General features: G+C 56.1%; 21 protein-coding genes. 14 read left to right on the forward strand and 7 right to left on the reverse strand.

Translation table 11 applies throughout. The features are described 5' to 3' along the window. Window positions 1–136: 136 nt before the first annotated feature. Both RA27_RS10165 and phnF read right to left on the reverse strand, forming a co-directional pair. Window positions 137–673: a hypothetical protein gene (locus RA27_RS10165; protein WP_152610684.1), complete on the reverse strand. Its 537-nt coding sequence runs from the start codon at window positions 671–673 to the stop codon at window positions 137–139. Between the two features lie 436 nt (window positions 674–1,109). After that, window positions 1,110–1,829, reverse strand: coding sequence for a phosphonate metabolism transcriptional regulator PhnF (gene phnF, locus RA27_RS10175; RefSeq protein ID WP_039538001.1), 720 nt, complete (start codon window positions 1,827–1,829; stop codon window positions 1,110–1,112). Between the two features lie 81 nt (window positions 1,830–1,910). Here phnF and phnG point away from each other — a divergent pair, with 81 nt between their 5' ends. From phnG to phnN, 7 genes are read left to right on the forward strand one after another with little or no spacing between them, the layout of a single operon-like run. Continuing rightward, on the forward strand, window positions 1,911–2,366 hold the full coding sequence (phnG, locus tag RA27_RS10180; RefSeq protein ID WP_039538005.1) for a phosphonate C-P lyase system protein PhnG: 456 nt from the start codon (window positions 1,911–1,913) through the stop codon (window positions 2,364–2,366). After that, the gene (gene phnH, locus RA27_RS10185) at window positions 2,366–2,929 is read left to right on the forward strand and encodes a phosphonate C-P lyase system protein PhnH (RefSeq protein WP_039538008.1); all 564 of its coding nucleotides are present in this window, start codon (window positions 2,366–2,368) and stop codon (window positions 2,927–2,929) included. The genes phnG and phnH overlap by 1 nt, the downstream gene beginning before the upstream one ends. After that, entirely contained in the window at window positions 2,929–4,017 is a 1,089-nt protein-coding gene (locus tag RA27_RS10190) for a carbon-phosphorus lyase complex subunit PhnI (protein WP_039538010.1), read from the forward strand. The genes phnH and RA27_RS10190 overlap by 1 nt, the downstream gene beginning before the upstream one ends. Beyond that, window positions 4,014–4,865 (forward strand): alpha-D-ribose 1-methylphosphonate 5-phosphate C-P-lyase PhnJ, encoded by an 852-nt coding sequence (locus RA27_RS10195; protein WP_039538013.1) that lies wholly within the window; start codon window positions 4,014–4,016, stop codon window positions 4,863–4,865. Before RA27_RS10190 ends, RA27_RS10195 begins: the two co-directional genes overlap by 4 nt. After that, window positions 4,862–5,632, forward strand: a complete 771-nt coding sequence (gene phnK, locus RA27_RS10200) for a phosphonate C-P lyase system protein PhnK (protein ID WP_039538016.1) — start codon at window positions 4,862–4,864, stop codon at window positions 5,630–5,632. The genes RA27_RS10195 and phnK overlap by 4 nt, the downstream gene beginning before the upstream one ends. Before the next feature lie 3 nt (window positions 5,633–5,635). Next, a complete protein-coding gene (phnL, locus tag RA27_RS10205) occupies window positions 5,636–6,319 on the forward strand; it encodes a phosphonate C-P lyase system protein PhnL (protein ID WP_039538019.1) in 684 nt (227 codons plus the stop codon). After that, the gene (phnN, locus tag RA27_RS10210; RefSeq protein WP_039538022.1) at window positions 6,316–6,867 is read left to right on the forward strand and encodes a phosphonate metabolism protein/1,5-bisphosphokinase (PRPP-forming) PhnN; all 552 of its coding nucleotides are present in this window, start codon (window positions 6,316–6,318) and stop codon (window positions 6,865–6,867) included. Before phnL ends, phnN begins: the two co-directional genes overlap by 4 nt. On the opposite strand, the gene RA27_RS10215 is transcribed toward phnN, so the two are convergent. Then, entirely contained in the window at window positions 6,843–7,514 is a 672-nt protein-coding gene (locus RA27_RS10215) for a DUF1045 domain-containing protein (RefSeq protein WP_039538025.1), read from the reverse strand. The genes phnN and RA27_RS10215 overlap by 25 nt on opposite strands. On the opposite strand from RA27_RS10215, the gene RA27_RS10220 reads away from it, so the two are divergent. Beyond that, window positions 7,513–8,706, forward strand: coding sequence for an alpha-D-ribose 1-methylphosphonate 5-triphosphate diphosphatase (locus RA27_RS10220; protein WP_193746497.1), 1,194 nt, complete (start codon window positions 7,513–7,515; stop codon window positions 8,704–8,706). The two genes, RA27_RS10215 and RA27_RS10220, sit on opposite strands and share 2 nt — an antisense overlap. A gap of 1,105 nt (window positions 8,707–9,811) precedes the next feature. Here the strand turns inward: RA27_RS10220 and RA27_RS10225 are convergent. After that, window positions 9,812–10,936 carry a zinc ABC transporter substrate-binding protein gene (locus RA27_RS10225; RefSeq protein WP_039538030.1) on the reverse strand — a complete coding sequence of 375 codons (1,125 nt, stop codon included), beginning with the start codon at window positions 10,934–10,936 and terminating at the stop codon, window positions 9,812–9,814. Between the two features lie 56 nt (window positions 10,937–10,992). On the opposite strand from RA27_RS10225, the gene RA27_RS10230 reads away from it, so the two are divergent. The 6 genes from RA27_RS10230 (at window position 10,993) to RA27_RS10255 (ending at window position 18,684) form a co-directional block, all read left to right on the forward strand. Beyond that, on the forward strand, window positions 10,993–11,505 hold the full coding sequence (locus RA27_RS10230) for a transcriptional repressor (RefSeq protein WP_039538219.1): 513 nt from the start codon (window positions 10,993–10,995) through the stop codon (window positions 11,503–11,505). 2 nt (window positions 11,506–11,507) lie between these two features. After that, window positions 11,508–12,248, forward strand: a complete 741-nt coding sequence (locus RA27_RS10235; protein ID WP_039538033.1) for a metal ABC transporter ATP-binding protein — start codon at window positions 11,508–11,510, stop codon at window positions 12,246–12,248. Then, window positions 12,248–13,045, forward strand: coding sequence for an iron chelate uptake ABC transporter family permease subunit (locus RA27_RS10240; protein WP_039538036.1), 798 nt, complete (start codon window positions 12,248–12,250; stop codon window positions 13,043–13,045). The genes RA27_RS10235 and RA27_RS10240 overlap by 1 nt, the downstream gene beginning before the upstream one ends. A gap of 334 nt (window positions 13,046–13,379) precedes the next feature. Continuing rightward, window positions 13,380–15,800 (forward strand): tetratricopeptide repeat protein, encoded by a 2,421-nt coding sequence (locus RA27_RS10245; RefSeq protein ID WP_052265249.1) that lies wholly within the window; start codon window positions 13,380–13,382, stop codon window positions 15,798–15,800. Between the two features lie 192 nt (window positions 15,801–15,992). Then, on the forward strand, window positions 15,993–17,561 hold the full coding sequence (locus RA27_RS10250; RefSeq protein WP_039538039.1) for a hypothetical protein: 1,569 nt from the start codon (window positions 15,993–15,995) through the stop codon (window positions 17,559–17,561). A 157-nt stretch (window positions 17,562–17,718) separates the two neighbouring features. After that, a complete protein-coding gene (locus RA27_RS10255; RefSeq protein WP_039538042.1) occupies window positions 17,719–18,684 on the forward strand; it encodes a glycosyltransferase family A protein in 966 nt (321 codons plus the stop codon). Window positions 18,685–18,978: 294 nt separating this feature from the next. Here RA27_RS10255 and RA27_RS10260 read toward each other — a convergent pair whose 3' ends face one another. The 3 genes from RA27_RS10260 to RA27_RS10270 all read right to left on the reverse strand — a co-directional run bounded on the left by RA27_RS10260 (window position 18,979) and on the right by RA27_RS10270 (window position 23,831). Continuing rightward, window positions 18,979–20,940: a hypothetical protein gene (locus tag RA27_RS10260; protein ID WP_152610686.1), complete on the reverse strand. Its 1,962-nt coding sequence runs from the start codon at window positions 20,938–20,940 to the stop codon at window positions 18,979–18,981. 307 nt (window positions 20,941–21,247) lie between these two features. After that, window positions 21,248–22,849 carry a VPLPA-CTERM-specific exosortase XrtD gene (xrtD, locus tag RA27_RS10265; RefSeq protein ID WP_039538048.1) on the reverse strand — a complete coding sequence of 534 codons (1,602 nt, stop codon included), beginning with the start codon at window positions 22,847–22,849 and terminating at the stop codon, window positions 21,248–21,250. Between the two features lie 217 nt (window positions 22,850–23,066). After that, a complete protein-coding gene (locus tag RA27_RS10270; protein ID WP_039538050.1) occupies window positions 23,067–23,831 on the reverse strand; it encodes a phytanoyl-CoA dioxygenase family protein in 765 nt (254 codons plus the stop codon). Between the last annotated feature and the right edge of the window lie 122 nt (window positions 23,832–23,953).

Below are 23,953 nucleotides of genomic sequence, written 5' to 3' on the forward strand. Positions count from 1 at the left end.
CAACAAGTTTACATCTTGCCAAAAAAACTCAGCCTGATTGAGTAAATTTCCCCACCGATAAACCGAGCGGTTTTCATGCCAAAAGCTATGTTCGACGAAAAGCGATTTTTAAACAGAAGCCTAGAGCTAAGTCCCGCTAAATTCCGCAAGCCTGCTTAAAGTGTCCACGCGCCTTTCCAGTTCCCTGCATACCGAAAGCGGCGATTTCTACGCCTGTCGGTGATGTCAGGCTGAGTTTTGCACCTTGCCGGAACTCTTCCAGCACAAAATCGGACACGATAAAACGGCCAACGAATGCTTTGTCAGGTGCGAAATAGTGCCCGTCTATCGGGTGCCGCGCGGTGCGTCCGTCCGGCAATTCGATCCACATCATCATGGACTCATTGCCGTCATCTATATTCTGCATCCCATTGAATGGACCGCCAGTAAGCACAAAAAAGAAACTGGGATCACCCGGCCAGCAGGAAACCCGCAGGTTAAATTGCCCTTCTTGGATCATCGACCACGCGCCGTTTGACGCCTCGCCGCTCTGCCATTCAGCGGCTTGCGCTGGCCCCGCAAAAGCCAACAGAACCCACGTAAATCCAGAAATCACACGAAAAACCATCTGATTATCTCTCGTCTTAGAAAGGAAAGCGTAGCACAATCGGATATTTCCGCTTGATGGAAACATGCGAACTAGAACCGAGTGAGCCGGAAGTCTGGCAGCGTCTATTGTCTCTGAGCGAACAAGCCGAAGCTGCCGAGAACGGTTTCGAAAAATGGTATGGAGAAGCAGCCAACGACGTGCTTGCAGAAGAGGGCATTGCAATACGCGTACGCCATTCAGCTTTCGTGATGTAATATCGCTGATCTGCGCCCTTCATTCCCCAGGCTTTATTTAGGAACGTTTTGGCCATCTCGAACAATTCGGATGCAGGCTGCAAAGTCTTCAAAATCGCTGCGAAGCCATCCTCCAATTTTGCGCGCGGCACAGATTCACCATTGGTTTCGCGGCCGCGTGTCTCGCAGCGATAATAAGCGTAGCGCTGGCCTCATGACAGACTGCGGGCCGCGCTTGAGGGCTTCCGCTCGCTGACGGCCGGGGCGTTTCTGGAGAAATACGAAGCCTAGCTTTCAAGCGTCAGCGTGACCCGATCCCCGACAAACCAGGTGCGACCGAATTCAACAGGTCGCCCTTGTTCATCCACATTCACTCCGGAAGATCTGAGCAGCGGGTCGCCTTCAGAGACCTGCAGATGCAGTGCCTGAGTGGCCGTTGCGCGGGTGGCCGTAAGGCGGGTCGAAGCCCGGGTATAGTCGCTGACGCCCGATCTGCTCAGCGCCTCGGTAACACTGCTTGTATCTTGCAGCGCCGCGCTGATACCCGGCAGGCGTCCCAGGGGAAACATGCTCTCGAACACGGCAATGGGGTGCCCATCTGCCAGCGAGAGGCCATGATAGGCACAAATCTGATCGCCGGGTGAGAGCGCCAACGCGTTGGCCTCGCCCGCCGTCGCCGCGCGTTGCTCAACATCAAGAACTCTTTTCTCGGGCCTGCGACCGGCAGCGATTAGGTTCTCGTGGAAACGAACGCGTGTGCCGATCGGGTAATCGGTGGGTGTGGCGGCGACAAAAGCACCTGCGCCCCGGCGCGTTCGGATCAGGCCCTCGTCTACGAGGGCCGAGATACCATGGCGCACTGTGTGGCGGTTTACGCCAAATCGCTCGGCCAGCGCCGCCTCTGTCGGCAGCTTATCGCCGGGGCCATATCGCCTCTCGGCCAGATCACTGCGCAGGGCGTCGGCAATGGCCTTCCAGATCGGTGTTTTGGTGGGAGTGTCACGCAAGTTTCACAAAATTCCTCTGTCTCGAAGCAACAAATATGATAAGATATGTATAGTTGTATAGTATATGGAAAAGTTGTCGAGATGAAAGACACTTTCGATGAAAACACTGATCGGAGGGCTTGGATGAGCCTGCTGGCCAAAGCGCCAGAAGGCCGCGTAGCTGCCCTGTTGGATGCGGCCATGACACGCCCCGGCTTCACATGGCTCCGTGCGCCTGAAACTGGCAGTACCATGGTTCGCGCCCGCGCGGGCGGGACCGGCGCGCCATTCAATCTGGGGGAAATGACGGTGACCCGGTGCGCGCTGACGCTGGAAACAGGCGAAGTCGGACATGCCTACATTCAAGGCCGTCGGAAGGACGATGCCGAGGTCGCCGCTCTGGTGGATGCACTGATGCAGACAAATGCGGCTGATCTATTGCGCCCCAAACTGCTGGCCCCCTTGCAGGATGAACTGGCCACAGCAAAGTCCGATCGCGCGGCCAAAGCCGCCGCCACCAAAGTCGATTTCTTCACGATGGTCCGAGGAGAGGATTGATGCAGTCCGAAGCCCTTACCGGCGGTTTCACCGATCCCGCCGTACAGTCCGCCCATGCTTTTCGCAGGATGATGGAGGCGATGGCCCGCCCGGGTACCCTGCATGAGATTTCCGGCGCCGAACCGCCCGCCCCGTTGTCTCGGGCAGCGGCTGTGGTGCTGCTGACGCTTTGCGACACCGACACGCCCGTCTATCTGGCTGGCGCGATGGACTGCACTGCCGTGCGCAACTGGTTGGCTTTTCACACCGGCGCGCCACTTACCGGCCCGTCGCGTTGCATGTTTGCCGTTGGCACGTGGCCGGATCTCGGGCCATTATCCGCGTACCCGATTGGAACGTCCGAATATCCTGACCGCTCCGCCACGCTTATCGTGGAATGCCCGGAACTTGATGCATCAGGAGCAACCCTGACTGGTCCGGGCATCAAGGATGCCGCCGCGCTTTCATTGCCCGAAATTGAAGCGTTTCAAAGCAATCGAACGCTGTTTCCACTGGGTCTGGATTTCATCTTCACGAACGGCAGGCGTCTCGCAGCCTTGCCGAGAACGACCGAGGTGTCCTGATGTATGTCGCAGTAAAAGGCGGTGAGCGTGCGATTGAAAACGCACACGCCTGGCTTGCCGAAGAACGCCGCGGTGACACCGACATTGCAGAACTCAGCATCGCGCAAATCCGCGAACAGCTTAGCCTTGCGGTCAACCGGGTCATGGCCGAAGGTTCGCTATTTGACCCCGATTTGGCAGCACTTGCAATCAAGCAGGCGCGCGGCGATCTGATCGAGGCGATTTTCCTGATCCGTGCCTACCGCACCACTTTGCCCCGCTTTGGAACCTCCACGCCGGTCGATACCGGGGCTATGGCCTGTGACCGCCGCATCTCGGCAACCTTCAAGGATTTGCCGGGCGGGCAGGTTCTGGGGCCGACCTTCGACTACACGCACCGGTTGCTGGATTTCAAGCTGGCCGCGGATGGCGAAGTGCCCGAAGCACCCGCGCGAGACGCAGTGCCAGGTGATGTGCCGCATGTCACGGATTTCCTCAACCGCGAAGGCCTGATCGAGGAAGCACCGCATGACGATACGCCGCCACCCGATCTGACTCGCGAGCCGCTTGAGATGCCCGCTGATCGCGCTCTGCGCCTTCAGGCACTGACACGCGCGGATGAAGGCTTCACCCTCGGCCTCGCCTATTCCACGCAGCGCGGATACGCGCGCAACCACGCCTTTGTCGGGGAACTTCGGATCGGGTCCGTGCCGGTTGAAATGGAAATCCCGGAACTGGGCTTTGCCATCGAAGTCGGCGAGGTGGTTCTGACCGAATGCGAAACGGTCAACCAGTTCAAGGGTTCGAAAACCGAGCCGCCGCAATTCACCCGAGGTTATGGGCTTGTGTTTGGTCAGACGGAACGCAAGGCGATCTCGATGGCCTTGGTGGACCGCGCCTTGCGGTGGGAAGAACTGGGTGAGGATAATGTCGGCGCACCGGCTCAGGATGCCGAGTTTGTCCTCTATCACGCTGACAACATTCAGGCGACCGGCTTTCTGGAGCATATCAAGCTGCCCCATTACGTGGATTTCCAGTCTGAACTGGAGCTGGTGCGCAAACTTCGGCGTGAGGCTGGCGCGGATCAGGTGCAGGAGGCTGCGGAATGAGTGCCTATAACTTTGCCTATCTGGACGAACAGACCAAGCGGATGATCCGCCGTGCAATCCTGAAAGGTCTGGCGATACCAGGCTACCAGGTTCCATTCGCCTCGCGTGAGATGCCTATGCCTTATGGTTGGGGCACAGGCGGCGTGCAGGTATCGGCAGCTGTGCTGACCCCGGAAGACACGTTCAAAGTGATTGATCAGGGTTCGGACGACACCACAAACGCGGTCTCGATCCGAACGTTCTTTGAACGCACTGCAGGGGTCGAAACGACCACGACGACCAGCGATGCCTCGGTCATCCAAACACGCCACCGCATTCCTGAGGAGCCGCTGCAAGAGGGTCAGATCCTTGTCTATCAGGTCCCCATCCCTGAACCCTTGCGCTTTCTCGAACCGCGAGAGAGCGAAACCCGCAAGATGCACAGCCTTGAGGAATACGGGTTGATGCATGTGAAATTGTACGAAGATATCAGCTGCCACGGGCATATCGCGACTGCGTACGCCTATCCTGTGAAGGTCGAGGGCCGCTATGTGATGGACCCGTCGCCGATCCCGAAATTCGATAACCCGAAACTTGGTGACATGGCTGCGATTCAACTGTTCGGCGCGGGGCGTGAACAACGGATTTACGCTTTGCCTCCCTATACTGAAGTTGTCTCACTGGATTTCGAGGATCACCCGTTCGAGGCGTCCAAGGCCGAACACGCCTGCAGCTTGTGCGGGGCCGAAGACAGCTATCTTGACGAGGTGATCATCGACGATGCGGGCGGGCGGATGTTCGTCTGCTCGGACAGCGATTACTGCGAGTCCCGCCAGGCGGCGGGTCACAAAGGAAAGGACGCCGCATGACACCTCTGCTGTCTGTTCGGGGGATCACAAAACGCTATGGCGCGCATATCGGCTGTGCCGACGTTTCATTCGATCTGTATCCCGGTGAGGTCATGGGGATCGTTGGTGAAAGCGGGTCGGGTAAGTCGACGCTGCTGAATTGTATGGTCGGGCATCTGACCCCGGATGCCGGAGAGGTTGTGTTCGACACCCGCGCAAATGGCCCGCAGGATACGGTAACGATGTCCGAGCCCGAACGCCGGATGCTGAGCCGTACGGATTGGGCCTTTGTCCACCAACATGCCCGTGACGGGTTGCGCATGGGCGTAAGCGCTGGTGGCAATGTGGGTGAACGGTTGATGGCTGTCGGAGAGCGTCACTATGGCGACATCCGCGACAAAGCCTCGGATTGGTTGCAGCGGGTCGAGATCGACGCGGCCCGGGTAGACGATCGCCCGACGACATTCTCGGGCGGGATGCAGCAACGCCTGCAGATCGCGCGGAATCTGGTAACCGGGCCGCGGCTGGTATTCATGGATGAACCCACCGGAGGGCTGGACGTCTCTGTTCAGGCAAGGCTGCTCGATCTGCTGCGCGGATTGGTGCGCGATATGGGCCTGTCGGCTATCATTGTCACGCATGATCTGGCCGTAGTGCGCCTGCTGGCGGATCGGCTGATGGTGATGAAATTGGGCCGCGTGGTTGAAGCGGGCCTGACCGATCAGGTGCTGGATGACCCGCAGCACGCCTACAGTCAACTTCTTGTCAGTTCCGTTTTGCAGGTGTGAGCAATGATTGAGCTTAACAACGTCTCCAAGACCTTCACCCTCCATAATCAGGGCGCGGCCGTGATCGAGGTGCTGAATGATGTATCCTTCTCGGTGGCTCCGGGCGAATGCGTGGCGCTGACGGGCGCGTCAGGGGCAGGCAAGTCTACCCTCATGCGCATGATCTATGGCAATTATCTGGCCCGAAGCGGCGAAATCCGCATCGGTGATGTCGATATCGTGCAGGCCGAGCCGCGCACCGTAATCGCCCTGCGTCGTGAGGTCCTGGGCTATGTCAGCCAGTTCCTTCGCGTGGTGCCGCGCGTGCCAACTGTCGATGTGGTTGCCGAGCCTCTGCGGGCAGTGGGCGTTTCTGCTGCTGACGCGAAGGCGCGGGCAGAGGAGGTGCTGCAGCAACTGAACATTCCCGAGCATCTCTGGACCCTCTCACCAACCACGTTTTCTGGTGGTGAGCAGCAACGCGTCAACATTGCGCGCGGTTTTGCCCATTCTTATCCCGCAATGCTGTTGGATGAGCCGACGGCCAGTCTGGATGCGGCCAATCGTGAGGTTGTTCTGCAACTCATCGAAGAGGCAAAGGCGCGCGGAACAGCGATCATCGGTATTTTCCACGACGAAGCGGCCCGGGCGCGCGTTTGCGATCGGGAAATCGATGCCCGTCAGTTCTCGCCCGAGGTCGCGGCATGACCTCGGGGTGCCTCATCGCGGTGGTCGGTCCGTCGGGGGTTGGCAAAGACAGCGTGATGCTCGGATTGTGCGACATGTTACCCGATCTGCATCTGGTGCGCCGGGTGGTCACGAGGGCACCGGAACTGGGCGGAGAGGAGTACGACGCGGTGTCGGTTGGCGCGTTCGAAGACATGGCGGCAAACGGGGTCTTTGCTGTGCATTGGGGTGCCCATGGGCTGCACTACGGGATACCGGCTACCGTCGGGGATCGGTTGAGCAATGGAACCGATTGTCTGGTCAACTTCTCACGTCAAGCCCTGCGCGACGCCGCCGAAAAATTTCCCCGCCTTATTGTATTGAATATCACCGCGAAGCCCGAAACCCTTGCGCGCCGGCTGGCGGCACGCGGGCGCGAGAGCGACAATGAGATCGCAAAGCGTTTGGCGCAGGCAGACAAGCCGTTGCCCGAGGGGCTGGATGTTATCACCATCTCCAACGACGGCCCTTTGGCCGAAACGGTTGTGCGGGCGGCTGACGCGCTTCAACCGATGAGCGCGTATCGATGAAGCAGCTCGAACCGCCCATCCGCACGCTCGCCGCACAAGGCAATCTGATCCATAACGAAGGGCTCCGGCAAGCTTGGCAAATGGTATTGCACCGCTTCGGTCCACGCGGGGATATCTCCCTTTGGCAGCCGACCCGTCAGTGTCATGTGAAACCGGAATTCGTCCATCACGTAGGGGTAACCCCACTCAGTCAGCAGAGCGTCCTGACGCGGGCTCAGCCTAGCGCTTCGGCGACGCACAAGCTCTGCTTCGTTGGGCGGGGCGCGAAACGCGTCAAGGTCACGGACACAGGCCGCTGCAACCCCCCGCAACCCTTCGACATCGCCGGTTGGCGTCAAAGCCAGAAACCGGCCCAGTGTCGTCAGGGTCAGCCCGTTACAACTGGCCGGGGCAAGGCGCGAGGCCAACTCGAATACCGCCACCGTAAGGTCTTCAATCGTCAAGTCTTCGGTCATGCGGAAGGGTGGTTTCAGCGTTCCGTGAAAGCCGTATTTGCGCGGTGTCATCGTAACGTCATCCAAATCCGGCAGATCGGGTTGAGGCGCCTCGCGGCCCCGCACGACATCCCAGCCCAGCCAGTGTGCGCCGAACTGTTCCAATGGTCCTTCGGGCGGCACATAGTAAATTGCAAATCGAGAGTATGACATGAATTCCCCTTTTCCCTCGCGCTCTTTGGCAAAGGCTTGTGACAGTGATATGTCAGGCGATTTGTGCCTTGCGAATGCTCAGCTTGTACTGCCCGATCGGGTAGTAACCGGTTCGATCGCAATCGAACAAGGCGTTATTGCCGAGATTTCCGAAGGAGACCGCGTTCCCGCCGGAGCCACAGATTGCGCCGGTGATTTCGTCCTTCCCGGGTTGGTCGAACTGCACACGGACAATATCGAACGTCACATTGAACCTCGCCCGGAAGTCGACTGGCCACATCTCCCGGCGTTGATCGCGCATGACGGCGAACTGGCTTCGACGGGCATTACAACCGTATTTGACGCCATGCGAGTGGGGTCAATCCACAGTGGAAAAGGGCGTTATATCGACTACGCCCGCAAACTGGCGGACGAGCTTTTGTCGGCGCGGGCCGAAGGGTATTTCAAGATCAGTCATTTTCTTCATCTGCGGGCCGAGATCTGCTCAGAGACCCTGTTGGAAGAACTGGCCAACTTCGGACCGGAAGACCGGGTGGGCATCCTCAGCCTGATGGATCACACTCCGGGTCAGCGCCAGTTCCGCGATCTTGGCGCCTTGAAGACCTATGTGGCCAAGAAGCGCGGCATGAATGATGCCGAGTTCGATGCGCATGTCGAAAACCTTCGCGGGCTGCAGGAACGTTTCGGACAAAAGCACGAGGCAGGGGCAGTGATCGAAGCGGATCGTCTTGGCGCCACCCTGGCCAGCCACGACGATACAACGGCCCAGCATGTCGAAAGATCTGCTGAAAACGGTGTGGCTTTCGCTGAATTCCCGACGACTTTCGAAGCGGCTGAGGCCTGCCGTTCCAACCGTATCGCAGTTATGATGGGCGCGCCCAATCTGATCCGTGGTGGTTCGCATTCCGGTAATGTTGCAGCTGAAGACCTTGCGAAAGCCGATCTTCTGGACATCGTATCGTCCGACTATGTGCCCTCGGCGCTGCTGTTGTCAGCCTTTCATCTTACCAGAGTCTGGGAGGATCTGCCCCGCGCCGTAGCCACAGTGACACGTAACCCGGCCAAAGCGGTCGGCCTCAACGACCGCGGTGCCCTGAAGGTCGGCTGGCGCGGGGATGTTCTACGCGTACGTCGCACCGGCCAAACCCCACTTCTGCGTGGCGTCTGGATTCGGGGCAACAAAGTTGGTTGAGGGTGGAGGGGCCGTCCGGAGCAAAATGGTTAGTTCGCTGACCGAACACCTATCTAACGATGATCGATCAAAAGGCCGAAACGGTGCTTTGGTAAGCCGTTCGAGATCTCGACCAGCGCCTTTTTCGTGCGACTGAGCTAGGTTTCGACACGTACCAATGGATGCTGGCATTCACTTCGGATGTACTTTTGATGATGGCGGTAACGTAGCTGTGGCGACCTGCAATCATCGCGTTCTTGGCCCGAGTTCTTTGCTTCTATCGAAGGGGTCAAATCTTGGGTTACTTACCAATGAACCAACACTGCGACCGGCTTGTAACCTTCTGGTTCGGATCACGTTAGGCGTGAACAAGATCACCTATTGTTCTCAGAACTTTGATGCAGTCAGGAAACTCACGGTATAAAATCTGGACTGAACGTAGAATATGGGGCACGAATTCTCATGGGCCATCGAAGCTGGCCCGGCGACGTCATGGTGTCTGTGAAACCTCATTTCTGAACCACCCAAGGGTGGCACGGCGTCCATTTTTGAGTTGCAAAGCCTCCAACCTCACTGTTCGATATGGCGTTCATGAAGTGGAAATTCATCTTCGGTCAAAACTTGCTTCGATGCGGTTGCGATCTGGCTGGATAAGAGCATCAAGTCTTGCCCGATGCGCGGCTCTATGCCTTTGTCCCGTTTATTTGTTTCTTGCGCTTAAAGTGGCTTTGGTTCGGTGACTGCAAGCCGAACCAATTATGACTTCAGATTGCTACACGTAGAGGTCTTCGCGATTTTTCAGGATGCGGGTCACTGCGGTGGTTTTGACGCTGCCCGAAGCAGGAGGGGGTGGTATCCGTCGCTCTTTGCGAATGCCAGTTGAGAGGTCTCTGTCTGCTGCATGATTTGTTATGTGAAGCCATGACGCAAAAGAAAAAGGAACAACAAGCACCCCGATCATGATGCAGTATTTTGCGAAGGGTGGTGGGGCTTAGGTGCTTGAGGAGCAATTTTGTGGGCGGGTCAGGGCATCGCTCCTTCAGCATATTCGCGAACCGGCTAACTGCTTTACTCTGACCACCATAAGCCCGGTCGGAATGCGGTTCCGACCGGGCAGGTCGTCGAGTTAGAGACATTCGGCCAGTGTTTTGGCCATATTGCGGATGACTTGCGGGTAAAGCGCCACTCCGGGTTCCAGATCGGACCCGAGCGGGTCGATCACACCGGTCTTGGCGTCGGTCCCATCCAGAACGGTGGCCACGATGCCGGGATTGAATTGCGGTTCGGTCATGACACAATTGACACCCTCATCCTTTATGCGCGCCTGAATTTCAGCAATGCGAGCCGGGCTCGGGTCGGAGGCATCGCCAATTGAAATCGCGCCCGAGGCCGGAAAGTCGAAGGCATCTTCGAAGTACTGATAAGCGTCGTGGAACACGATGAAGCTGCCGCCTCGAACCGGTTCGAGGGTTTCGGTTACCTCTGCTGACAGAGCGGCCATTTCCTCGCGCGCGGCTGCAGCGTTTGCAAAGTAAGTGCCCGCGTTGTCGGGGTCGGCCGCGGACAACTGAGCTGCGATCAGGTTCAGCCAGGTTTCTGCGTTCGCTGGAGAGAGCCAGGCATGAGGATCATGCGCGCCGTGCGCGTGTCCGGCGTGGTCATCATGGCCGTCATGTTTCGCGTGATCATCGTGATCATGGTCGTCATGATCATCATGGTCATGCTCGTCCGCATGATCGTGATCATCATCCTTTGCGTGTTCATCGTGGCCATGATCGTCGTCGTGATCATGCCCACCGTCTTCGGCATGTTCGTCATCATGGCCGTGATCGTCGTGATCATCGTGGTCTTCATGTCCATGGTCGCCGTGATCCCCATGTTCATGCGCCTCGAACAAGGCATTTTCACGGAAATCCAGAACAACGGTACCGTCCGCTTCAAGCAAGGCCGTGACGGTTGCGCCGTCGCTGAGTGTCTCGACAGCCCCGTCCAACCAGGGCGTCAGGTCGTCGCCTACCCAGAACACCAAATCAGCATTTTGCAGCGCCGCAGCTTCCGAAGGCCGCAGGTTGTATTCGTGTGGTGACGCACCCGGCGGAATGATCAGATCAGGTGTTCCGACACCCTCCATAACACGAGCGACCAGCGAATGAACCGGTGCGATATCGACCGCGACGTTGGGAACATCTGCCATGGCGGTTCCGCCCATTAACGCAGCGGTGATCGATACTGGGAGAAGCTTTCTGGACATCAGACCCTCTGTGTGATTTTATAACGTTACCGGCGGAATACATGATATGGAATAACATGACAAGCGAGACGCATCCCAGTCCGGCCAGCGACAAGGCGCCGGTAGGATTTCAGGAACATGACCACAAGAATTGTGTTGAGACAGCGCTGGCCAACGCAGAAGCCCGGTGCAAGGAGGACGGGTTGCGTCTGACCCCTGTCCGGCGGAAAGTTCTTGAGATGCTGCTTCAGGAGCATCGGGCACTTGGGGCCTACAGCGTTCTTGATCGCCTGCGCGAAGCGGGCTTTGGATCTCAGCCGCCCGTCGCCTATCGGGCCCTTGATTTCCTTGTCCAGAATGGGTTCGTCCACAAAATCGAGCGCTTGAACGCGTTTGTTGCCTGTTCTCACCCGGGGGCGACACATTCGCCGGCGTTTATGATCTGCAGAAAGTGCGACGCCGTGGCCGAAGCGCAGTCGGCGCCGGTGCCGGGCGTTCTTGGCGCAGCTGCGCGTGCAGCGGGTTTCGAAATCGAACAAACGGTAGTAGAAGCCGAGGGACTCTGCCCGGACTGCACCGAAAAGGCGTAGACATGACCCTGATCACCGTTGAGAACCTCAGCGTGCGTTATGGCGCGAATACCGTTCTGCGTCATGTCGATATGACAGTCGAGGCCGGAGAGATCGTCACGATTGTTGGTCCGAATGGTTCAGGCAAGACCAGCCTCTTGCGTGCCATCATCGGTGCGGCCAAACCATCCGCGGGACTGGTTTCGCTGAAACCGGGCCTGAAAATCGGTTATGTACCGCAGAAACTGCACATTGACCCGACTCTGCCGATCTCGGTCGAAAGATTCATGCGTCTGACCGACCGCGTTTCCGGAAAGCAATGCGAAGAAGCGCTTGAGGTCGCGGGGGTGTCGGATCTTTTGAAGCGCCAGATGTCACAGTTGTCCGGCGGGCAGTTTCAGCGGGTATTGCTGGCCCGGGCTTTGATCAATCGGCCTGATGTTTTGCTGTTGGACGAAGCAACGCAAGGGCTCGACCAACCGGGATCGGCGGCGTTTTATCGGCAAATCGAAGAGGTGAGGCGTGAAACCGGCAGCGCCATTCTGATGATCAGTCATGAACTGCATGTGGTTATGAGCGCCTCGGACAGGGTCATCTGCCTCAATGGGCATGTGTGTTGCGAAGGCTCCCCCGCCGTTGTGGCCTCGGCTCCCGAATACCGGGCGCTGTTCGGGACGGGCACGGGTGGCGCTTTGGCCCTTTACCGTCATGATCACGACCACGATCACGACCACTGTGAGACCTCTCGGGAAGCGGCAGAATAATGCTTGATGATTTCATGACGCGCGCAACACTTGCGGGTATTGGCGTCGCTTTTGCCGCAGCACCGCTGGGGTGTTTCGTCGTCTGGCGCCGGATGGCATATTTTGGGGACGCCACCGCACATGCGGCGATCCTTGGCGTCGCGCTTTCACTGACATTTCAATTGTCGGTGTTTGCAGGGGCGCTGGCGGTTGCGCTTGCCATGGCGCTTACCGTAACGCTGCTGTCCGGACGTGGATATGCGATGGATACGCTGCTGGGGGTCCTGGCGCATTCTGCGCTCGCATTCGGTCTTGTAGCCGTTTCGTTTCTGTCCGGGGTTCGTATCGACCTCATGGCGTACCTGTTTGGCGACATCCTGGCCGTGTCGCGCTCGGACCTGATTGTGATCTGGGGCGGTGCCGCTCTCGTAGTGGTCCTGATCGCGTGGCGCTGGTCTCAACTCCTTACGGCGACGTTGAATGAGGAACTGGCTTATGCCAGCGGCTTCGACCCCAAGCGAGAGCAGCTGATACTGACCTTGTGTCTTGCAGTCACCGTAGCCGTTGCCATCAAGGTGGTGGGCGTTCTTTTGATCGCTGCGATGCTGATCATTCCCGCCGCCGCTTCACGCAGTCTGGCGCGGTCGCCAGAGTCGATGGCCCTGATTGCGGCTGTAATCGGCGCATTTTCGACCGCCGCCGGGCTGAGGGCTGCTTACATGTTCGATACGCCCGCAGGCCCATCTATCGTCTGCGTTGCAGCCATATTGTTTGCATGTTTCAGCTTACTTGGGTGGCAAACCCGACGCGGCGCTTAAGTTGATATGCACGAATTAGTGTTGCGTAGCGTGGACAATATGACACCTGCAGAACCATTTGTATCAGCATTCGTGCGTCAGGGCATCACGTCGGTAGCGCGCTGTCCTCTATGTATCAGACCCGACATTTCTGGCTGCGCATATGGGTTTATGCACCCATTGAAGCGCCTCAACTTCCTTTGAAGCAACCCGTTTTTGGTGTTGTCGCGTCCATATCTGGTATATAGCTCGACTAAACTTGAACGAGTATTCTGCGCCTCTGTGCAGTTAAACATTTTTCGGAGTTTGTGACGTGTTAATTCGACCTTTTCGCAAAAGTGCTTTGATCCTAGGTGTGTGCATAGCACTTACCGCCTGCAAAACCGCAGAGGAACGCGCTGAAGCGCATTTTGTTTCGGCGCAAGAATTGATCGAAATCGGTGACCTGGATCGGGCGATTGTTGAATTACGCAACGTCTTCCAACTTGTTCCCAACCATGCGGAGGCCCGGCGCGCCATGGCTCAGGTCATGGAAGAAAACGGCGATGTCGCGGGCGCCTATAGTCAATATATCCGACTGATCGAACAGGTGCCTGACGATATAGACGGGCGGACGGCGCTTGCAGAGTTGGCATTTGGTGCGGGTGATTGGGATGAGTTCACCCGTCACGGGAAACAGGTGGTGGAATTAGCGCCGGATGCAGCCCGCAGCCAACCTGTCGATATCGCTTTGCAATATCGTGACGCAATCCTTGAGCAAGATAGGCCTGCTATCGAGGCTCTGGCGATGCGGGCCAAGAGCCTCGCTGCTGAGATGCCGGAGAGTAACCTGCTGGAACATGTTGTTTTTGACAGCTACCTCCGCGCCAACAATCCGGAAAAAGCGCTGGCGCAGCTTGATATTATGATCGCGCGTGCACCTCAAAACCGCAGTTACTATGATCAGCGGTTGCTATTGTTGCAACGTGTTGGCGATCGCGATGTAATGGAGGGGCATCTGCGCGAAGTGATTGCACGTTTCCCAGAGGACGCCGATGCCAAGGGGGCACTGGTGCAGTTTCTGCTAGCAACCGGGGATCGTGAGGGGGCTGAGACTTATTTACGCTCCATCGGCGATCCCGCCAACCCCGATCCCACTTTCTTCATTAGCCTTGTGCGGTTCCTCAAAGAAGTACACGGCAACGACGCCGCCCGTGCCGAGATAGATGCGGCGCTTGATGTTTATCCAGAGCCGGACCAGCTTCGCATACTGCGGGCGACACTTGATTTCGAAGACGGATATCGCGACAAGGCAATCTCGGATCTACAGTCAATCCTCCATCAAAACGGCGAGGATACGGAGGCTTTGGATTTGGCCAACGAAGCTCGTCTATCTCTCGCCCGGATGTTGGTTATAAACGGTGACAGTGCCGGGGCGCAGCAGTTGGTAGAAGAGGTGCTGGCAGCTGACGGAGATGACGTAGAAGCGCTCAAGATGCGGGCTACACGTCTCATTGGTGCGGACGACACAAATGGTGCCATCTCTGATTTGCGCCGCGCACTCAATGTCGACCCCGAAGATGTGCAGGCGCTGGGTCTGATGGCCGACGCACATATTCGTGCCGGAAGTCACGATTTGGCGCGCGATTTCTTGGCTCAAGCTGTGGATGTGTCTGACAGCGCTCCGGATACGTCTTTGCGCTATGCACAGATGCTTGCGGCGTCTGACAACTACGCATCCGCCGAAGAGGTTCTGTTGTCCGGTTTGCGCCGTACTCCACGGGACGTGGAAATTCTATCGTTTTTGGGGGACATCTATCTCGCCACCAATGACTTCGGGCGGGCGTCAATGGCGGTTCGTCAGTTACGCCAGATTGGTTCCGAGACATCTGAGGCGGCTGCAAACCGGCTTCAGGTTCAATTGCTGGCGAGCCAACAGGGGACAGAGGCGGCGCTGACTTATCTCGAGGAACTGGTCGAAAGTGCTGATGCAGGCATTCAAGAAAAGGCTGTATTGCTGCGGGCGCAGCTCTCAGCAGGGCAACATGAAGCGGCGCTGCAGACAGCACAAGAACTGGTCGCGGATGCCCCGGAAGATCCCGAGCGGCGTTTCCTGCTGGCCAATACTCTTGCGGGAACCGGTGACTTGGAAGCTGCCCGGACACTCATGCGCACTTTGGTGTCTGAGGACCCGACCAGGGCAAAGGTCTGGCAGCAGCTTTATCGGATCGCACAGATTGATGGTGACGCCGCAGCTGCCAGCGCGCTGCTTGACGAAGCGTTGAAAGCCGCACCAGAGGCTCCGGTTCTTTTGTGGGCCAAGGCGGGCGAGTTGGAACGCGCCGGCGACATTGATGCGACCATCGCCATCTATGAAAAACTTTATGCCAAGAACTCCGAGTCCGTTATCTTCGCTAACAACCTTGCCAGTCTTCTGGTGACTTATAACGAAGACCCCGAGAGTGTTGAGCGGGCTTGGGCGATTGCACGGCGATTGCGTGATACTGATGTGCCCGCCTTCCAGGACACCTATGGCTGGTTGGCATTCCGACGCGGTGACCTTGAAACAGCCTTATCGTATCTTGAAAGTGCTGCCGCCGGTGTGCCGCAGGACCCCATTGTACAATACCATCTGGCAGAGGTTTATGCCGCCCTTGACCGGCCTAGTGAGGCGCTGGCGACTTACCAACGCGTGCTCGAACTCGCAGAGGCGAATGACACCCGCCCTCAGATCATCCGGGCGCAGGAGGCGCGGGCCCGGTTGCAGGAAGCCGATTTGGACACCGAAAACCAATAGGGGAATCTAACGCCCAAGGATAAACTGTTGCTAAGTTGTCTTTGCGAGTTTGGGTTTTGCAATGTGCCATAGGCTGCAAAACAGATCAGAACCGATAGGCGCACCGCTTTCGCTGGAGCGTTCTCTGGCGCTGCGCTCATACGGGGGGAGTATGCCTTGATACCCCCGGTCTTAGTAATCCTGAGCTGGCCTTTGATCGCGTTTTTCTTGTGCAGGGGCCGCACTGTTGAGATCACGCTGATTGTGACAGTCCTTGGCGGTTACCTGTTTTTGCCAACGGGCCGCGCGGTCGACCTGCCGCTTTTTTACGAGCTAAACAAACATACGGTAGCAGCCTACATGGCGCTGTTGCTTTGTTGTTTGGCAGTTCTTCGCAACCAGAACCAAAGAGGGCGGGGGCAGCAACAGGTAACAACATGGCTACCGGGATGGCTCCCTGTGGCAGCGGTGCCGCGGATACTCGTCACGCTTTTGCTTTTTGGCGTTGTTATGACGGTTTTAACTAACCGCGATCCGATTGTTGAGACCGATGTCTACAATTGGAGAAGGCAACTTTTTGGGGGCACGGTTGTCATCCCGGGTGTGCCTATAACTGATATCGCTGCCCAAACCTTACAGGCATTGGTATTGATTATTCCGCTGATTTTAGGCCGGAAATTTCTAGCTCATCCAGACGCCCAGCGGCTTTTGTTGCTTTGCTTTTGTATTGGAGCCCTTCTTTATGTTCCGTTGGTTCTGTTCGAGGTTCGCATGTCGCCTCAGATCAACAGATCACTTTATGGATATTTTCCGCACAGCTGGGTCCAGCATGTGCGTAGCTCCGGGTTTCGCCCGATTGTTTTTCTCGGCCATGGGTTGCAGGTTAGTATTTTTTTATCGGCAGCGCTGCTTCTTACGCTCGGCCTCGCGAGGATCAATACAGGTAAAATTCGGGTGAGATTTCTGATGGCAGGCGCGGCTATTTTTATCGCGCTGGTGGCCAGCAAATCGCTTGGAGCGCTGATGATTGCGCTGTTTTTTTTTCCGATCATTCTTTTCGCACCACGTCGTATCCTGATATATGCCGCCGCTGGGCTGGCCATTGTGGTAACTATTTATCCACTACTTCGGGGCTTGGGACTGGTTCCTCTTGACGAAATACTGACACTTGTTGAAAAAATTAGTGCGCAACGCGCGGCTTCTCTGGAGTTTCGCCTCAATACCGAGGAACTTTTGCTGGCCCGCGCCGAGGAGCGCCCCTTCTTTGGTTGGGGGACTTGGGGTCGGAATCTATATATAGGGGGCGGTAACTACGCGGTGGTGGATGGTCAGTGGGTTATCGCTCTGAGCGTCTACGGCTGGGCAGGTTTTCTTGCGCGTTTCGGGTTGCTGATCTTTCCGGTGATCTTGCTCTTGTGGCGCTGGCGCCGTGATGAGATCGGTATGGAGAGCATCGTCATCGGATGCGTACTCACAGCTTCGGTGATTGACCTGATCCCTAATTCAGGACTGACGCCAGATAAATTGCTGATGGCGGGTGCGCTCTGGGGTCGCTTAGAGCTTGGACGTATCACTGAGACGGATGAGAAGTTTGCGGTTGATCCTGCCCCGGTGCGCCTGGGTTATCGGCGCTCCGGTCCGATGACAGCCGCTTCTGGCGCATCGATGCCTGAAGCGGCATCGACAACCAAGGTTGCAGAGCCGCTCAGCAAATACACACGACAGACGCGCCGAATGGAGCGGCGTTCTGCCAGCCGGCATATTCATGGTTTTGACGGATGATGCCGAACCCGATCCCGCGGTGCAGCGCAAATACTACAGATATGTCCGTTGCAATCGGCAACTACGGTGCGATAGCGGTCTTGGCGTGGAGTGTTCTCGGCGCATTAACTGAAGCAGGGGCTCCGACCCGTGCAATCAACATTGAGGAAGTGCTGAGTTGACGCTTGCTGTCGTTATCATCGGTCGCAACGAAGGCGAGCGGTTGATCCGGGGCCTGTCTTCTGTGCAAGCGGCCCATCGCGTGATTTATGTGGATAGCGGCTCAACGGATGGTTCGCAAAAGGCGGCCGTGGAGATGGGTGCTGAACTTGTAGAGCTTGACATGTCGCAGCCTTTCACTGCCGCACGGGCGAGAAATGCCGGGATTGATCGACTGCGAACACAAGGTGACAGTCCCGATCTGGTGCAATTCCTGGATGGTGATTGTGAATTGCAGCCGGATTGGCTGCAAACAGCACAGTCCTTTTTGGCTGATCACCCTGGCGTTGGTGTCGTCTTTGGACGCCGGCGGGAACGTTTCCCGGAAGCGACGCTTTATAATCGGATGTGTGACTGGGAGTGGGATGTTCCCGTGGGTGAGCGACGTGCATGTGGCGGGGATGCGCTCATACGGATGGGCGCATTGGATGCGATTGGTGGCTACAATCCGACCCTGATCGCCGGTGAAGAACCCGAGATGTGTGTTCGACTACGTGCAACTGGCTGGAAAATCTGGCGCATCGACGAAGAAATGACTTTGCACGATGCTGCGATGACGCGGTTTGCCCAGTTCTGGTCGCGAGCCAGACGCTCGGGCCACGCCTGGGCTGAGGGAGCTACGTTGCACGGAGCGGCTCCCGAGCGTCATTGTGTGGACCAAGTTCGTCGTGCATTGTGCTGGGGGGCAGGCGTGCCGATTGCAATTATACTTTTAACAGCATTGCTTACGCCATGGGCACTATTTTTGTTGGCAATTTATCCAGTGCGTGCACTACGGATTGCTGTCCGAGAGGGTGCGTCTCGTGCGGCGTGGGAAAGGGCCTGGCTGCTAAGTATTGGAAAGTTTGCTGAAGCTGCCGGGATCATCGAATATCACTTGCGCCGCTTGGCTGGCCGTCCCCGTGGTCTCATAGAATACAAATGATCCGCGCTCTACTGGGTGCTCTTCAATTCGTAAACGTATAGATTTGGTATACGAGTGTTGATGAATAGCTATCGGTTTCCGACTCGATCATTAAGGAACCGTCTCTTGGGTATAATTGAAGGGATCTTCAGAAAATCATCATCTACTTAGGTTTACCACCTACAAGCCTTGTGTCGCGGCTTTCAGAACTTGTCATGATCGCCTTGCGCAAAAGTCGTAATGCCAAGGAAAAGGTGGTTCAAACTGCATACTTTACTGTCAGGCGTTCTTTAACCTCTTCATGGCGCGTTGAGCTCAATCGCTTTCCAATGCGCCAATTGATGGATACTCAGGCCGAAGATCACCGGTCAAATCCAGGTTTGTATTTGGTTCAAAAATTGCGTCACCCAAAGCCCGTGAACCAATCATAGGGCGCCAAAGTTGCGCGCTGTCCTGAGGTGTCGCGTTGGTGCTGGTGAATGGTGTATTTTTGTCCCGGTAGCCCGGATAGCGGCAGGTGAATGCCAGTGTCGTGGCCAATGGCGCGAAGGGCGTATTGGGTGGGTTCACGTTTGGTTCGTGCATCAGGTTGTTCCGCACCACCACATTTGTGAAGCCAATCGCATCGATTAGCAGCGGAGCCGCGTTAACCGTGAGGTTAACGAAGGTGTTGTTATAGAAACGCTGTGGCAGCGCCAAAACGTTTCCTATGTTTTCAGTCCCGCCCACGAACTTCACAAAGCACTCTTTTCTAATGGGTGGACCTCCCTCGAAAGAGCCATTTGTGTTGGCCAAAACGAAAATGTTGTTGCGTAGGGTGACTCCGCCATGGGCAATGCCCAATGAAAAAAGCGCCTGCCAGCCGGACACGCCAATGTTGCCTTCCACTAGAGCGTTGCAGGGTACTCGTTCATTGGCTATCGCGCTCGGTTTGGGGTTGGAATTTGCGGTCTCGATCGAGATCACGTTGGATGGTGACTCCAAAGCACAAGCCTGAAGATTCAGTTTCGCGCCGACAATACAATCGGTGTTCCATCGCAAACAGGGCTGTGCGATAATGAACTGTCGCGTCCCCGACCAGCCCGTTGCGCTGTAAAAATCACAGGCCCAGATATTCGATTTGAGAGCTCCGCCAATTCGCAGGGGACCGTGCGTGTTGTGTTTGTTGTCTTTGGGCCCGCCAGCCAAAGCGTCGACATCTTGGATGAAGCCGCAGCCGGTGATCGCGCAATATCCAAGCGACCCATCCAGAATGGCGTAGTCGCCCATGCTCCCGAAGCGCAAATCATTGGTGAAGGATCGTTTCCCAAAAGTGTTTGTACCGTCTGTTGCGTGAAGGGTAAGGCCCCAACCCCTAAACGTGCACTTGTCGATAACGGTTGTGGCTGATCTATCCTGTGGAAAGCGGATCAACTCCATTCTTACACCCGTTTCGGTGGCTACATCCCAAAGCCCGCGAAATTCGATATCGCGCAGCACGGTTTCGCTGTCTGCGCCAACCGCATCGCGAAGAGCTAAATCCTGAAATACAGAGAAGCCAGAGAACCCGGGTGAAATCGTAATAACCGGTTTCGAGCCGCTACCGCTGCGCGCCTCGATCCGGAAACTCACGCCAGAGGCCGAGGATGGCGGTCGAAACGTGAATTGCTTGCTGAGTGTATGCGTTTGCCCGCGCTCAAGGACGATCCGATGCGGCGTCTGAGCCCTGCCCAGCTTCGTCAATGCCGCTTCGAGGCTTCTCGTCGCCTGCGCTCCGGCGGGAGCATTTGAGAAGTCCCCGGTCGTATTGACATAGAGCGTTGCCGAGCCGGAAAAGAAGGTATCCGGGTTACCAACAGCGACTGATACCGTGCCGTGGCCCCACTTGTCGCTGTTCGGTTCAAACACGGCGACACGCACTGTATACCTTCCTTGTGCACGGTAGACGTGGCTACCCAATGGTCCACGGCTGAACCTGCTGTCAGCCCGGTTGCCACCGTCAGCCTCGTCCATCATCAGAACGTTCACCGGGGCTGTGAACGCGTAGCTGTCACCATAGTCCCAGAAGACATATTTGTCGTGAAAACTAGGATCATATTGACCCGATGGTAGGGTGTTCGTGTCAAAACCAGACAGCGTGAGGTCAAAGAAGACACCTTCTGGTGCAACGCGATGGTCGCTTCGGGTCACATTGATCTTTACGGAGGTTTCAGGGTCGGCAGGTTGATCCCAGACTGTTTCGCCAGCGTCACCCACCATGGATGCCGGGTGGATCATACCATCAGTCGAGAGGTTCAATCTGGGGCCGGCATTCGCGGGAATTTCCAAATTTCCAGGGCTTGCAGTATCTAGATTTCTTGTCGGGCGCTGAGACGATGGCTGACTCGAAGAAAACGTGCCGGGCATTATATGCTCCCTTTCAGTCGAATTAAATGACACATCTTCCAAAGGACGGATCTCAATTATGTCATGTCAGCCTGACGTGTGCTTCCAGAAGAACACGAGTTAGTGGTTGCCGCAAAGAGATTTGTAACCGATTTACTTAGATGTTCTCATGCCGTTATTTACGGCATGGCATCGTTTGTGGCTCATGAATGATCAACGGTCACAATGGGATGAAACGCGGTAGGATCGGTGACAGGTTGTCTACAACATCCTGAAGGCGTGCTTCTGCGGCAGCATCACTTTCTCCGGGTTCAATAACTGTTGTCAGACGTACAAGCGCGCCGTCGGTTCGACCGGTGCGAATTCCGTCCATCATTAGCCAGTATTTCGCGGCAAAATCCCAGGCGATGCGGCGGCCTTTCTGTTCAAACCAGTAATAAACCATCATGCGCAGCTCGCCCTTCTGGATGATTGCACGATTTATGTTGAAGGGTGTTTCACTGTTAACGAGCTTCCCGATATCTGTTCTTTCAAACCAGGCGATTTCCCAACCGGCGCCCGGTAGGCAGATTTCGGGAGAGTGGACACCATTTTGGCTCTGATCGTCATACCATGCCATGAACAGACTGACTTCTGGCGCCAATCCCTCCTTTGCCAAGTCTATTTGCAGATAGTCGTCTGCGGCCAGGGCTTCTTCGATTCTAGAATCCAAGAATTGTTGCGATCCCTGCTGGCGCCAGTCGCCCAGATGACGGGGGAAGATTGCGAAGGTGTCACGCGTTGCAACTTGATCCCCGCGCTGCGGGAGGGTTTGCCAGACAATCGCAGCGGCAATAAAAATCAGAGCGGCGGATATTAGTGCGGCAGAAGGTTGAACAAGCCGCAAACGCATAAACTGCCTGCCCAGCCCGTTGGTATCAAGATCCAGAGCATCGACCAGCGTCATCTTTTCTCGGTTGAAGAGCAGCATGATCCTTGCCAACCCAAACAGAACAAGGATGCAAAGCAGAAAAATCACCCAACCTTCAAAGAAGTGTGTGAACCCCTCCAGCCAGTCTACACCCCAATAGTTGACGATGTATCCAGCGACCGCGATCCGGACAGAGTTCATGACAACTGTGATCGGGGCGGCCGAGATCAGCAGGACAGCTTTGTGCCAGACCGGGCCTCGGTAGAGTACGGCAAAGACGTAAGAAAAGCTCAGAATAGGAAAGAGATAACGCAGTCCTGAACACGCCTCGGCCACGTGTAGTTTGGTGACGCCCAGGTCAATTATATTGCCGTCCAGGAATACAGGCACCGACAGAAGCTTGAGAAACCATACCCCCAGTTCCGAGGAGATAAACTGCAACCAATTCGACATCTTGAAATAGATCACACCGGGAAGCGGCAGCATGTAGACAAGATGCAATACGGGTGGCCAGAAATGCTTGCCTGTGCTCCATCCGAAGCTGATCAATAACAGCCCGCCTACCCATAGTATGAGCGCATAAGCGACGATATCATCAATCGTGGCAAACTTTCCGAGAAGCCCAAGCAATAGAGCGACTACGAGAACGGCAAAACCCACCCAGCGCCAGTCGGCCGCGCCATAATTCTCTGGTACGGTTTTGAGTTGACGCAAAAACAACAGCGCGGACAAAACAGGTATTAAGGGGCCGTGACTGTATTCAGGAAGTTGCCACGCATTCAGAAGCGCCTGAATGCCTTCGACGAAAAATACAAATCCAGCAATGGTCGCAACAAGGAGCCAAAAGGGCCCCCATCCGATGAAGCTCCCCGACTTCTCCTGGAATGCAGAGTGTTCTTGAACGAATGACATAGTCAGAACTCGTAACGGGACAGGTAGTAACAAGATAACAGTTGCCTATACGATTTACAGGTACGGGCCCTTTAAAGCAACCTTGACGAGTGGTGGCGCGGACTGTTGCGCGCGCTATAATATGGCTCGGCGCCATGAGAGGGGCAAACTTATGAGTGGTGGTCTGCCTTGTCTCTAAGCGGTATCACTCGCCATTCGAAGGGTGCCGTTTCAGTGTTCAATACACTTTTCCGTCGATCCAACTGGCTGCTTTTGGTAACTCATCAATCCGCGCAATTCGCACCAAGCCCGTGATCCGTGAGCGACCGGAGAGGTTCGTGTTTGAACGATGGATCAAATCATTGTGAAAAACCGCTATATCTCCCGGATCAGCAACAAAAGGGACTTCTTCGTAGTCCTGGCACCACTGCTCCATGTTCCTTGGTACAAGACTGGTTGCGGCATCGTCGGCCAGCTTGATCTTGTCGTAGGGCAGGGTGCCCAGTTTGTGTGACCCGAGCAAAACGCTCATAGAGCCGTTCTCGACGCGGGCGGGCTCGAAGATTGGAAAGCTGAAATGAAGTGCTTCGGGCATATCCGGATCATATGTCGTTTCCTGATGCCAGCCCCATGTCAGGCGCGTATTCTCCGGCGGTGCGAAGATCACCGCTGAACCGATATCGATGTGAACTTTGCCACCCAACAGTTTTTCTACGACGGGCAAGCATTCAAGTCGCACAGGATAGAGCGACAAGAAGGATTTTGCGATGAACTTGTAGATCCGGTAGAAAAGTTCCTTTTCCTTGGTTGCAAGACGCTCAACAGTGTCGAAAATCTGCTCATCTTCTTCTGCGTAAACCTCGAAGATTGATTTCAGGCTTTGACGCATTGCATCAAGTGCCGGTTCGCTAAGGAAGTTGCGCAGCACGACATAACCGTCGCGCTCGAAGGCGGCGACGAATTCGTCATCCAGCGCTGCGTCGATCTTGGCGGAAATGTTCATGGCATACTCCTATTCAAAATGTGTAAAGGGCACCAAATACGCAAAAACGCGCATCCATAAATTTGTAATGATTTTGATCCGAAACCTGCACCGCCGTAAGTGGTGGGCATCGGTTCCGGCTA

The organism is Ruegeria sp. ANG-R (assembly GCF_000813985.1).
Lineage (GTDB): Bacteria > Pseudomonadota > Alphaproteobacteria > Rhodobacterales > Rhodobacteraceae > Ruegeria.